General features: G+C 72.8%; 9 protein-coding genes. 6 read left to right on the plus strand and 3 right to left on the minus strand.

Annotation, left to right across the window (positions count from 1 at the left end; genetic code table 11):
* Window positions 1–163: 163 nt before the first annotated feature.
* From VGX25_RS07760 to VGX25_RS07770, 3 genes are all read right to left on the minus strand, one after another.
* Window positions 164–1,618, minus strand: a complete 1,455-nt coding sequence (locus tag VGX25_RS07760; protein WP_326916933.1) for a sialidase family protein — start codon at window positions 1,616–1,618, stop codon at window positions 164–166.
* Between the two features lie 136 nt (window positions 1,619–1,754).
* Window positions 1,755–2,120 carry a YidH family protein gene (locus tag VGX25_RS07765; RefSeq protein ID WP_326916934.1) on the minus strand — a complete coding sequence of 122 codons (366 nt, stop codon included), beginning with the start codon at window positions 2,118–2,120 and terminating at the stop codon, window positions 1,755–1,757.
* Window positions 2,121–2,224: 104 nt separating this feature from the next.
* Entirely contained in the window at window positions 2,225–3,616 is a 1,392-nt protein-coding gene (locus VGX25_RS07770) for a sigma-70 family RNA polymerase sigma factor (protein ID WP_326916935.1), read from the minus strand.
* Between the two features lie 300 nt (window positions 3,617–3,916).
* Here VGX25_RS07770 and VGX25_RS07775 point away from each other — a divergent pair, with 300 nt between their 5' ends.
* The 6 genes from VGX25_RS07775 (at window position 3,917) to VGX25_RS07800 (ending at window position 13,082) form a co-directional block, all read left to right on the plus strand.
* Window positions 3,917–6,424, plus strand: a complete 2,508-nt coding sequence (locus VGX25_RS07775) for an AMP-binding protein (protein ID WP_326916936.1) — start codon at window positions 3,917–3,919, stop codon at window positions 6,422–6,424.
* Window positions 6,418–7,608 (plus strand): cytochrome P450, encoded by a 1,191-nt coding sequence (locus VGX25_RS07780; RefSeq protein WP_326916937.1) that lies wholly within the window; start codon window positions 6,418–6,420, stop codon window positions 7,606–7,608. The genes VGX25_RS07775 and VGX25_RS07780 overlap by 7 nt, the downstream gene beginning before the upstream one ends.
* Before the next feature lie 45 nt (window positions 7,609–7,653).
* A complete protein-coding gene (locus VGX25_RS07785) occupies window positions 7,654–8,814 on the plus strand; it encodes an ROK family transcriptional regulator (protein ID WP_414635728.1) in 1,161 nt (386 codons plus the stop codon).
* 148 nt (window positions 8,815–8,962) lie between these two features.
* Window positions 8,963–10,192 (plus strand): ROK family transcriptional regulator, encoded by a 1,230-nt coding sequence (locus VGX25_RS07790; protein WP_326916939.1) that lies wholly within the window; start codon window positions 8,963–8,965, stop codon window positions 10,190–10,192.
* A gap of 217 nt (window positions 10,193–10,409) precedes the next feature.
* Window positions 10,410–11,903 carry a sugar ABC transporter ATP-binding protein gene (locus tag VGX25_RS07795; RefSeq protein WP_326916959.1) on the plus strand — a complete coding sequence of 498 codons (1,494 nt, stop codon included), beginning with the start codon at window positions 10,410–10,412 and terminating at the stop codon, window positions 11,901–11,903.
* Window positions 11,904–12,062: 159 nt separating this feature from the next.
* Window positions 12,063–13,082 (plus strand): ABC transporter permease, encoded by a 1,020-nt coding sequence (locus VGX25_RS07800; protein ID WP_326916940.1) that lies wholly within the window; start codon window positions 12,063–12,065, stop codon window positions 13,080–13,082.
* Window positions 13,083–13,087 lie beyond the last annotated feature (5 nt).

Below are 13,087 nucleotides of genomic sequence, written 5' to 3' on the forward strand. Positions count from 1 at the left end.
GCGCCCGGCGCGGTGCTCCCTTTGGTCTGGCGATCTTGTTTCCGCGGGTGCCGACTTTGTTGGCTTTGTCGGGCAAGCGCGCGGCGCGATGGGATGGGATGGGATGGCGAAGGCCGCCTTTGTTTCATGCGGCTGAAGGCGGCCTTCGCCCGAGGCTAGCGGGTCAGCGGAGGATGACCGTTGGCGCGAGGGTCGTGGTTGCGGTGGGGGCGGATTGGCGGGTGGTGGACTGGCCGGCGGCCAGGGTGCCGCCGGTGATCTCCAGGCCGCCGGTTGGCACGGTCATGGGGACGCGGAACTGGCCGTTGCTGGGGGCGGAGGCCACCGGCAGGACCGGGAAGGCGTTGCCGCCCGGCATGATCGACGTCGAGATGTAGTCGCCGAACATCCGGCCCTGGGTGGTGTTCGGCAGCCAGGACAGCGTCATCGGGCCGGCGATCTGCACCGGGGCGCTCCACGTCGTGCCGCCGTCGGTCGACGAGATGAACCCGACGTTGAGCCGGCAGGTCGACGACGTGCAGGAGCCGTTGGAGTAGAAGTAATACGTAACGCCGATCCGGGCGGACGCGCCGCCGCTGCTGCGGTCGACGGCGATGCCGGGGGCGAAGTGGTCGACGCCGCTGGACACCGGGTCGATCGGGATCCGGATCGTCGGGCTCCACGTGATCTCGCTGGTCGACTTCGCCAGCACAATGTCGTTGCTGGCGCAACCCAACCGGAAGCCGCAGTCGGACCAGACGACGTAGACCGTGCCCGGCCCGTCGACCTCGGCGGAGGGCAGGGGAAACTCGCGCAGGCCACCGGCGGGGGAGCGGTGGAAGACCGAGTCGACCGACACCGTGGCCCGCCAGGACGCGCCGCCGTCGACCGAGCGGAACGAGCGGATCTCACCGGTGAGCGTGTCGAAGTAGGGCACGATCACGGTGCCGTTGTTGAGGGTCACCGGCTGGCCGCCGACCCCCACCGCCCCGTCGCCGGTTGCCTGCGCGGCGCTCCAGGTGAGCCCGCCGTCCCTGGACGTCTTCATCCGGATTCCGTTGCCGGACACGGTGTCGTACTGGGTGTAGCAGTTGCCGAAGAACGGGCTGGCCGCGCTGTTGTCGCAGACGATCCACGGTTTGTCCAGGTCGCCGGTGGCGGTGACGATCGGGGTGCTCCAGGTCAGGCCGCCGTTGGTGGACCGGCTGGTGAGCACGTCGGAGCTGGCCGACGTGATGCCGAGCGAGGAGATCAGCCAGACGTTGTGCCGGGCGTCGAACGTCACGGACGGGCCGGACACCTGGCCGTACCGGCCGGCGGGGCTGCCGTTGGCGGTGATCCCAGGCAGGAACCCGCGCGTCCAGGTCTCGCCGCCGTTGGTGGACGTGGCCCAACCGATGTTGGACGCACCGCCGGCGAAGACCCGGCCGGTCTGGAACGCCGACACGATCGTGGCGCCGAACTGGAAGGTGTCCGGGCTGACCTGGGTCTGGTGCTGTGCCTGGGCATCGGTGTAGGGGTCATTGCTCACCTGGGTCAGCGGCACGTTGGCGTAGGCTGGGGGCGTCGCGAGCGCGGCGGCGGTGACGGCCGCGAGGGCGACGAGGCATGACCGGGTAAGTGGGCCGACGAGACGCATGTGCGTCCCCCTTCCCTTTTGTGGGCGTGTTTGTGGGAAGCCGGCCGGCCGATCAGATGTAACAAGTCGCCGCCGTGAGCGGCAAGAGCCCCAGGTGTTTCCCCGCGAGCAGCCACGGATGGCGGCCCGCTTCCGACTAGGTGACCAGCATCAGCACCGCGGTGATCACGGCTGCCACGGACAGGCCGGTGCCGACGATCCAGGTCGTCCACGATGGAGGCAGCGGCTCGCCCAGCCGCATCGCCCGCTCCACCCGGCGCCACCGCCGGTGGCTGGTGGCCGCCAGCAGCAGGGCAAGGCCGATCAGCAGCAGCCCGAGCACCAGCCGCGCCGGACGCGGGATCGCCGCGGGCAGGAACTGGATCACCGCCACCCCGGCGGCCAGCAGCGCGAGCGCCGTGCGGACGCCGGCCAGGAACGTCCGCTCGTTGGCGAGGGAGAACCGGTAGTCCGGCTCGTTGCCCACCGCCCGCACGGATCGATCGGGTGTCCAGCCAGGCACCCGGACAGTGTGGCCCTACACCCGCGGCCGGGCGGCGCCGGGTCCCCGAGTCCGATGTAGACGACGATCTGTCCTAGTAGGGCTATTGGGAAGCCCTTGGAGCGTCAGCGCTTGGCGTGCCTGCCGGACTGAGCCGAACCGGCGGGGCCGGCCGGGCCGGACGCGCCGGAGTGGCCGGCCGGTGCGCTCGTGGCGGCCGCGCCGGGCGCGCCCGCGTGCCGACCCCTTGTGCCGCTGGACGCGAAGTTGGCGCTCTGGGCCTGCTTCGGCAGCGACGGGGTTTGCACGGCGGGTCGGCGTTCCGGCGGCTGGGGCCGAACCTCCGGCCTGGCCGCCCGGTCGGCAGAAGCCTTGTCCGGTTTGGCGGCCTTGTCGCCCGCAATCACCTTGTCCGCCGGGATCGGCTTGGAGCGGACGGAGGCCGCCGGGGCGGCCATTCCCTGTGCCTGAGGCTGATCGCCGACGGGTGCCGCGGCGGATCCCTGCGGCTGCTGCACGGGTGCGGCCGGGCCGCCGGACGCGACCGCGCCGCCGCCGTGCTCCGGGCCGACCGGCGACGAGTCGGACGCGACCACGGTCACCGCGGTCACCGCCGCGATCGCGGCGGCCGCGCCGGCCTGGGCGGCCAGCGCCGAGACCGAGGCCTTCACCGTGGACAGCCACGACATCGTGCCCGCAAGGCCGGACGAGGCGGTGCCAAGCACGGACCCGTTCAGGTAGGCGGCCGCGAACGGGGCGCCGAGCACGATGGGCGCGAGGATCGAGCGCAGCTCGCCGTTGAGTCGCTCGAGGCCGTCGGCCAGCTCGCGGCAGCGCGGGCAGCGGGCCAGGTGCGCGGAGATCTTGCGCTGCTGCGGCACGGACAGGCTCTGCCGCACCCAGCCGGCGAGCTTGGCGGTCGCCGCCCGGCACTCCCGGCGCTCGACCGGGGGCAGGTGCTGGCGCAGGTAGGCCAGGCGCAGGCCCTCCCGGGCCCGGTAGGCCAGCGCCGCGACCCCGTTGGGCGTCATGCCGAGCACCGGGGCGATGTCCGCGGGCGTCTCGCCCTCGATCTCGGTGTGCCACAACACCAGGCGCCACCGCTCAGGCAGGCAGGCGAACGCGCTCGCGGCGTCGTTGCCGTGCAGCCGGGACACGACCGGGTCGTCGGGGGCGGGCGGCAGGTAGTTGTCGGGCAGGTCGGCGAACAGCGCGGTGGCCGGGGTCCGGCGGGCGGCATTGATCGCCAGGTGGCGCATGGTCACCAGCAGGTACGGGCGGAACTCCTCGGACGGACCGCGGCCGGAGCGCAGGATCTGCAGCACCCGGGTGAACGCCTCGGCTACCAGATCTTCCCGCTCGGCGGCGGTGCTCGACAGGCACGCGGCCGCGCGTTTGGCGGCGGAAAGGTGCCGTTCGTACAGGACGCCGTACGCGTTGGTCTCGCCGCGCCGGACCGCGGCGATCAACGCCGCGTCGCTCGGGCCGTGTGGGACCTGCTCGAGGGCCTCGGTCACCGGCTTACCTCCGCGTCGTACGACGGTTCATGTATCGAACAGCGACTAGAAACATTACGACATGAACGGCCCACGTGTCCGGACACAGTTGACACCAGTTGCAGCAAGCAAGGTGCCCCGTTTGGCGGTGTCCTGAACGGACAAATCAATGACACACTCCGCGTCGATCGTGATCGATGCAGGTAGCTGACCGAGGGGACAAGTAACCGCATAGTGCAGGTGGTCGCCGTCGACTTGGGACGACCACGGGGGAAGAACGGTGTCATGTCCTCCTCCCATCCGGGAAGGGCAGGATTCGCCATGACCAAGGCCGCACCGACTGCCGAACGACAGGAGGCGGGAGCGGGTCACTTATTCGTCGCGCTGGACCGGTGGTCGGAGCGTACTCCCACGTCCATTGCGGTGTCCGCGCCGGACGGGAGCCTCGACTTCCGCGAGCTGGCCCGGCGCACCCGCGCGATCGCCGGATCGCTCGCCGCCGCCGGGGTCGGTCGCGGCAGCACCGTCGGCCTGGCCAACGGCCGGTCCCGGCTGTCGGTCCCGTCCTGGCTCGCGGTGTGGTGGCTCGGCGCCACGGCGGTCCCGGTCGACGACCGGTTCCCGGCCGACCGGCTCAACTTCGTGCTGCGCGACGCCGGGGTCGATGTGCTGCTCGCCGACCGGATCCACCCCGACGCCGTTCCGCCAGGTGTGCGCCGAATCCCACCGGGAGCGTCCGGCGCGACCGTCGCGCCGGTCGAGGTCGGCGGCGACGACTGCGCATACCTCATCTACACCTCCGGCACCACCGGGCGGCCCAAGGGCGTGGAGATCACCTACCGGGGGCTCGGCACGTTCCTGTCCGCACTCGCCGGGATCGGGCTGACCCCGGGCGGCATGGGGGTCAACCCGCTGTCGCCCGGGTTCGACGGCTGGCTGTGGTGCACGCTGCTGTACCTGCTGCACGGCCAGGGGCTGGCGATCATCGACCTGGCCGACGGCGACGCCGAGCACGCCGACCTCGCCGCGCGCATCGCCGCGGTCCGGCCGCGCACGGTATGCCTCACCCCGTCCCTGCTCGCCTCCTGCGTCGATGCACTGTCCACTGTGGACGTCGTGGTGGTCGCGGGGGAGCCGTGCCCGCGGGGCCTTGCCGAGCGGCTGGCCGGCGGGCGGCGGGTGCTCAACGTGTACGGGCCCACCGAGACCACCATCGCGGCCACGTGGGCGGACAACGCGCGCGGCGACGACGTGCTGACCATCGGCCGGCCGCTGCCCGGCTACCAGACCCACGTGCTCGACGAGCACGGCGTCCCGGCGCGCGCCGGTGAGCTGTACATCGGCGGGCCGGCCGTCGCGCGGGGCTACCGCAACCGGCCGGGGCTGACCGCGGAGCGGTTCGTGCCCGGCCCGCTCGGCGACCGGCTCTACCGGACCGGCGACCTGGTATCGATCAGGTCGGACGGGCTGCTCGAGTACGTCGGCCGGCGCGACGAGCAGGTGAAGGTGCGCGGGTTCCGGGTGGAGCTGCGCGAGGTGGAGCTGGTGGCCGAGGAGCTCGAGACGGTCACCGCGGCCGCCGCCTACGTGCCCGACCCGGGGCAGACGATCGGGCTGGCCGTCGTCCCGGCGCCCGGCCGCACCGCCGACCCCGCCGCGATCCGCGACCACTGCCGCAACCGGTTGCCCGACTTCATGGTGCCCGCCGGGATCGACGTCGTCGCCGCGCTTCCGGCCACCGCCAACGGAAAGGTCGACCGGGCGGCGCTGGCCCGGCGCGCGGCCGGTGGCCGGCCGGCGGCCGGCCGGGCCCCCGCCACCACGCGGGAGCTGGAGGTGTGCGCGGCCTGGAGCGAGGTGCTCGACCGCCCGGTCGCCGACGTCGACGCCGACTTCTTCGAGCTCGGCGGCCACTCGTTGCTGGCGGCCATGGCGGTGAGCGCGCTGCGCGAGCGCACCGGCATCCGGCTGTCCATGCAGACCCTGCTCGCCCACCCGACCCCGGCGGAGCTGGCGGCCGAGCTGGACCGGCTGGCCGGCGGCGCCGGAACCGGGCTGCCGGTCGCGGGCCGGAGCGCGGGCGGGTGGCTGGTGCCGTGGTCCGCGGTGCCCGCCGAGCGCCCGACCGTGCTGTGCGTGCCGCCGGCCGGCTCGGGCTGCGGCCGGTACCGCGCCTGGCAGGAGGTGCTCGGCGACGACTTCTCGGTGGTCGGCGTGCAACTGCCCGGCCGGGAGAACCGGCTCGGCGAGCCCCATCCGTCTACTTTGGACGAAATGGTGTCCGCGATCACCGCGCAGGTCCTCGATGTGGTCAAGCCGGACCAGCCGCTGCTGGTGTTCGGCGAGAGCTACGGCGGGCTGATCGGCTACGAGATCACCCGGCGGCTCGGGGAGCACGGCCGGTGGCCGGCCGCGCTGGTGCTGGCCGCCTGCGAGCCGCCGCAGCTGCGCGACGCGCCCGAGGGCCTGGTCGAGCACGCCCGGCACGGCATGCTGGAGACCGGCATCGACCACGACACCCGCGCGCAGGTCCTCGACCTGGTGCGCCGCGACGTCGAGCTGATCCGCGACTACCGGGCGCCGGCCGACCCGCGGGTGGACGCCGCGGTGCACGTGTGGGGCGCCGACCGCGACGACACCGCCAGCCCGGAGCGGCTGGACGCGTGGCCGGAATACCTCGGCATGCCGGTGCACCGCAGGCGGTTCGAAGGCAGCCACGTGTTCGTCACCGAGCAGGCGGCCGTCATCCCGCGGCTGCTCGGCGAGATCCTCGGCGGCCGGCGGGTCCCGCTGCCCGGCCCGCGCAGGGCGGGGGCGGTGCCGTGCTGATCGACCTGACCGACGCGAAACCCTTCGGACGCAACGAGTTCCGCGAGACGATGGCGTGGCTGCGGGCCAACGACCCGGTGCACTGGCACACCCGGGTGGACGGTCCGGGGTTCTGGGCGGTGACCCGGTACGACGACGCGCTGCGCGTCTACCGGGACGCCGAGACGTTCAGCTCCCGGTTCGGTATGCGCCTCGAGACCAACCCGGCCGCGGTCTCCGCGGTCACCGGACGCATGCTGATCGTGTCCGACCCGCCGGACCACACGCAGCTCAAACGCGTGCTGTCCCGCGGGCTCGGCCCGGACACCGTGGCCGCCGCCGGCCGGCTGGCCCGGGACGTCGTGCGGGACCTGCTCGCCGAGGCGCTGGCGGCCGGCGAGGTCAACATGGCCGAGGTGGCCCGCCGGCTCCCGACCCGGGTGGTGTGCGGGCTGATGGGCGTCCCGCGCGACGAGTGGGACTGGCTCGGCGGGACCATGAACACCGCGTTCGAGGGCGAGGACGAGGAGACCCGGCGCGCATCGCACGCCGAGATCTTCCTGTACTTCACCGAGCTGGTGGCCCGGCGCCGGCGCAACCCCGGCGACGACTTCGTCAGCCGGATCGCCCTCGACCGGCGGACGACGGCGGACGGCGAGCGGCCGCTGAGCGACGAGGAGATCGTCGTCAACTGCAACGGCGTGCTGGCCGGCGGCAACGAGACCACCCGGTACTCGGCGGCCGGGGCGGTGCTCGCGCTCGTCGAGCACCCGGACCAGTGGGCGGCGCTGCGCGCGGGCGGCCCCGCGGTCCTGCCGACCGCGGTCGAGGAGGCGTTGCGGTGGACCACACCCGGCGTGCACGTGCTGCGCACCGCCATGGCGCCGGCCCGGATCGGCGACCGGGACATCGCCGCCGGCGACCGGGTGACGATCTGGAACATCTCCGCCAACCGCGACGAGGCCGCGTTCCCCCACGCCGACCGGTTCGACATCACCCGCACCCCCAACAAGCACGTCGCCTTCGGCGACGGCCGGCACCTGTGCCTCGGCGCCCGGCTGGCCCGGCTGGAGCTGTCGATCTTCCTCGAGGAGCTGGTCGACCGGGTGGAGCGGGTCGAGCTGACCGGCGAGCCGGAGTACACCGCGTCGAACTTCACGTGGGGTGCCAAGAGCCTGCCGGTCCGGCTCGTCGCACGGCGGTAGATTGTGCCGGTGGGCGGCAGCGAGCAGCCGAAGGTTCGATCGCGGGTGCGCTCGCGGCACGAGTCGCGAGTGCTGGAGTTGCTGCGTGACGAGGGACCGCTGTCCCGGGTCGCACTGGGGGAGCGGCTGGAGCTGCCGCGCGCCAAGCTCGCCGGCGAGCTGTCCCGGCTGATCGACTCCGGGCTGGTCGAGATCGGGGGCCCGGCGGCCAGCCGCGGCGGCCGGCGGTCGACGCTCGTGCACCTCGCCGACGACCTGCGGTTCATCGCGGTGGACGTCGGGGCGACGTCGGTGGCGGTGGCGGTCACCGACGGGCGCTGCGAGGTGCTGGCCAACGAGCGCGAGGAGTGCGACGTCCGGCTCGGCCCGACCCAGGTGCTCGGCCGGGTGGTTGACCTGGCCGGCCGGGTGGTGGGCAAGGCGCCGGGCCGGCTGATGGGCGCCGGCGTCGGGCTGCCCGGCCCGGTCAGCTTCCGCGACGGCATGCCGGTGGCGCCGCCGATCATGCCCGGCTGGGACCGCTACCCGGTGCGCGAGGAGCTGGCCGGCAAGTGGGGCCGGCCGGTCGTGGTGGACAACGACGTGAACATCATGGCGCTTGGGGAGCGGCACGCCGGCGTGGCCCGCTCGCTGGACGACCTGATCTTCGTCAAGATCGGCACCGGGATCGGCTGCGGCATCGTCGTCGGCGGCCGGGTCTACCGCGGGGTGGCCGGCACCGCGGGCGACATCGGCCACATCAAGCTGGACGACTACGGTCCGGCCTGCGCCTGCGGCGAGGTGGGCTGCCTCGAGGCCTACTTCGGCGGCGCCGCCCTCGCCCGCGACGCGCTGACCCTGGCCCGCAGCGGCCGGTCCGGCATGCTGGCCGCGACCCTTGAGGAGCGCGGCCAGCTCACCGCCGCCGACGTCGGCACCGCCGCCGCGGCCGGCGACTTCGGCGCCGCCAACCTGGTCCGCGAGGGCGGCCGCCGGCTCGGCCACGTGATCGCCTCGCTGGTCAGCTTCCTCAACCCCGGCATGGTCGTCATCGGCGGCGGCGTCTCCCGGCTCGGCCACCCCCTGCTGGCCGAGGTCCGCAGCTCCGTCTACCGCCGCTCCCTGCCCCTGGCCACCGGCAACCTCCCGATCGTGCTCTCCGAGCTCGGCGACCTGGCCGGCGTCACCGGCGCCGCCTGGTCGGCCACGGACCACATCTTCAACTGACCAGCACGGCTTGAGCACACTTTCGCTTCTCTTTTGCGAAAGTAGGGCCGGCACGTTGGGCTGAATGGCGTATTGATCTGGGTGTGCCCCCTGGGACAGGCTCTCAACCAATCAGCTTTTGATCGGGCCCTCAACGAAGTGGGGCAGCGTGGGACACAACCGTCCGGCAGATCAGGCCGGCCTGCGCCGCGGGAACCTCGCCCTGCTCGTGCGCACCCTGCGCACGCACGGCGCGCTGTCCCGCGCGCAGCTCGCGGTGCGCTCCGGGCTGTCGAAGGCGACGGTGTCCTCGCTGGTCACCGACCTCGAGCAGCGCGGGCTGGTGCACTCGGCGGGGGTGTCGGCGGGCGGGCAGGGCCGGCCGGGGCAGCTGGTCGACCTGCGTCCGAGCAGCGCCTGCGGGGTGGGGCTGGACCTGCACGTGGCCCACGTCGGCGGGGTGGTCACCGACCTGACCGGAAGCGTGCTGTTTCGTCGAAGAGTGGCCTGTGATGTGCCGGCCGTCGACCCCGAGCTGGCGCTTGACCAGCTTGCCGCGGTGGCCAGGGACGCGCTGGCCGTGGTGCGGGCGGCCGGCGGGCATCCGGCCGGGGTGGCGGTGTCGGTGCCGGGGCTGGTGGACATCGACGCGGGCGTGGTGCGGCTGGCCCCGCGGCTGCGCTGGCGCGAGGTGCCGGTCGCCGACGGGCTCGCCGCGCGGACCGGGCTGGCGCTGCTGGACATCGCCGTCGACAACGACGCCAACCTCGGCGCCATGGCCGAGCACGCCGGCATGCCGGTCTCCGACCTGGTGTACCTGACCGGCGACTTCGGCATCGGCGGCGGGGTGATCTGCGACGGCCGGCTGGTGCGCGGCGCGCTCGGGTTCGCCGGCGAGATCGGCCACATGTCGATGGACCCGCTCGGCCCGACCTGCTCGTGCGGCCGGCGCGGCTGCTGGGAGACCCAGGTCGGGCTCGGCGCGCTGCTGCACGCCTGCGCCGACCCGGACGACCCGGTCCGCGACCCGACGCTCGACCTCGACGAGTGCATGGCGATCATCCGGGCCAGGGCCGAGCGGGGCGACCGGCGCACCCTGCACGCGCTGCACCAGATCGGCTCGGCGCTCGGCGCGGGAGTGTCCATTGTGGTCAACCTGCTCAACCCGGCGGTGGTCGTGCTCGGCGGTTACTTCGCCGCGCTGCCCGAGTGGCTGGTGGAGCCGGTGCGCGCGGAGGTGACTGCGCGGGTGCTGGCCCCGGGCGCCGGTGGGGTCACGGTGGTCGGCTCGCGGCTGGGCTTCACCGCGGCGACCACCGGCGGCGCGCTCGCCTCGCTGCGCCGGGTGCTCGACGACCCGACCGTGGTTCCCCTGATCAAGGAGGAGGTGCGGGTGTGAGCGGAGCCTGCGGAGCGAACCAACTGATGCTCCTGCGTCTCCGAGGAACGAGGAGGCGCAGGCTTGGCGGAGCTTGCGGAGCGAACCAACTGATGCTCCTGCGTCTTCGAGGAACGAGGAGAGGCAGGCTTGGCGGAGCCTGCAGAGCGAACCAACCAACACGGGGTCTCCATCACCGAGCTTGCGAGGTGATGCTTTGACGGAGGAACTCCTGTCGATGACCGGGATCGTGAAGACGTTCCCCGGTGTGCGGGCGCTGGACGGGGTCGATCTCGAGGTGCGCGCGGGCGAGGTGCACTGCCTGCTCGGGCAGAACGGCGCGGGGAAGTCCACCCTGATCAAGGTGCTGTCCGGGGCGCACCAGCCGGACGCCGGGGAGATCGTCTGGCGCGGCGAGCCCACCAAGTTCGGCTCGCCGGTGGCCGCGTTCCGGCAGGGAATCGCCACGATGTACCAGGAGCTGGACCTGGTGCCCGCGCTGTCGGTGGCGGAGAACATCTTCCTCGGGCACGAGCGCTCCCGGTTCGGGTTCAGCAAGCGACGGTCGGCACGGGCGGCGGCCGCCGCGCTGATGCGCCGGCTGGGCCACCCGGAGATCTCGCCGCAGCGGGAGGTCGCGGCGCTGTCGGCCGCCGGCCAGCAACTCGTGTCGATGGCACGGGCGCTGGCCCACGACGCCCGGCTGATCGTGATGGACGAGCCGACCGCGGCGCTGGCCTCCGACGAGGTGGACAACCTGTTCCGCATCGTCGGGGAGCTGACCGCGGACGGGGTCGCGGTGGTCTACATCTCCCACCGGCTGGACGAGATCCGCCGGATCGGGCACCGGGTGACCGTGCTCAAGGACGGTCGGACGGTGGCCGCCGGGCTGGACGCGGCCGGCACGCCCACCTCCGAGCTGGTCAACCTGATGTCCGGCCGGATGGTGGAGACCGTCTTCCCGGTCCGCGACGTGTCCACAGTGGACAACGCGACGGAGGCGCTGCGGGTCGAGGGGCTCAGCCGGGCGGGGGAGTTCACCGACGTCTCGTTCACCGTGCACGCCGGGGAGATCCTCGGCATCGCCGGCCTGGTCGGCTCCGGTCGCAGCGAGCTGCTGGAGACCGTGTTCGGGGCGCGCCGGCCGGACTCGGGAACCGTGCTGGTGAACGGGAAACGGCTGGCGCCGGGGAGCGTGGTCGCCGCGGTCGCGGCGGGCATGGGCCTGGCGCCGGAGGAGCGCAAGAGCCAGGGACTGCTGCTCGACGCGACCGTGGCCACGAACGTGACGCTGGCCAGCCTGCCCGCCTACAGCCGGGCCGGGTTCACCGACCGGCGCCGCGAGCTGAAGGACTCGCGCACCACGTTGCGGCGCCTCGACCTTCGGCCGGCCGACCCGCGCCGGATCATGCGCACGCTGTCCGGCGGCAACCAGCAGAAGGCCGTCGTGGCCCGGTGGCTGGTGCGCAACTGCCGGGTGCTGCTCCTGGACGAGCCGACCCGCGGCGTGGACGTCGGCGCGCGGGCCGAGCTGTACCACCTGATCCACGAGCTGGCCGCGGCCGGCGTCGCGGTGGTGCTGGTGTCCAGCGAGATGCCGGAGGTGCTCGGCCTTTCCGACCGGGTGCTGGTGCTGCGCGACGGGCAGGTGCTCGCCGACGCGCCGGCCGGCGAGCTCACCGAGGCCGCCGTGCTGGACATGATCATGGAGACCACGGAGGTGTTGGCATGAGAGCGGAGCTTGCGGAGCGAACCATCGATACTCCGGCAGCTCCGAGCCTGCGAGGAGATGCCGGCTTGGCGGAGCTTGCGGAGCGAACCATCCGACACTGCCCTGCCGCCGAGGAACGAGGCGGCAGGGTCGCCGTCACCGAGCTTGCGAGGTGACGCTATGAGTGATGTGACCACCGAGCGGGAAGCCGCGCCAACCGAGGTGGCCGAACCCCGCAAGACGGAGCGCGACCGGCGGTTCCAGCTCGACATCCGGCTCACCGCGCTGATCGGTGTGCTCGTGCTGCTGTGCGTGGTCGGCTACATCAGCCAGCCGGAGACCTTCCTCAACGACAGCAACATCTCCACGATGCTGCGGCTGGCCGCGGCGATCGGCGTGGTCAGCGTCGGCATGACGTTCGTGATCATCAGCGGCGGCATCGACCTGTCCGTCGGCTCGCTCGTGGCGCTGGCCAGCGTGTGGATGACCACGTTGGCCACGCAGTCCTACGGCCCGTGGATCATGGTGCTGTGCGCGCTGCTCGTCGGGCTGGGCGCCGGGCTGATCAACGGAGTGCTGATCGCCTACGGCCGGATCGTGCCGTTCATCGCGACGCTGGCGATGTACGCCTCGGCACGGGGATTGGCCGAGCGGCTGTCCAACCGGCAGACCCAGGTGGTCACCGAGACCGGGTTCACCACCTTCTTCCGCGGCGACTTCCTCGGCATCCCGGTGCTGATCTGGATTCTCGCCGTGGTGTTCGCGATCGGCTGGGTCGTGCTCAACCGCACCACGTTCGGCCGGCGCACGTTCGCGGTCGGCGGCAACGCCGAGGCGGCCCGGCTGGCGGGGATCAACGTCAAGCTGCACACCGCGCTGGTGTACGGCATCGCCGGGCTGTGCTGCGGGATCGCAGCGATCATGGTGGTCGCCCGGACCACATCGGGCGCGTCCACCAACGGCCTGTTCTACGAGCTGGACGCGATCGCGGCCGTGGTGATCGGCGGCACCTTGCTGTCCGGCGGGCGCGGCACGCTGATCGGCACGCTCATCGGCGTGCTGATCTTCACCGTGGTGAACAGCATCTTCACCCAGAACCACCTCGAAACCGACATCCAGAACATCGCCAAGGGCGTGATCATCATTGCCGCGGTGCTGCTGCAGTACGGCACCAGCCGGACCCGCAAGACCCCGACCTAGTCCAC

Source organism: Actinophytocola sp., assembly GCF_035942955.1.
Lineage (GTDB): Bacteria > Actinomycetota > Actinomycetes > Mycobacteriales > Pseudonocardiaceae > DASYTH01.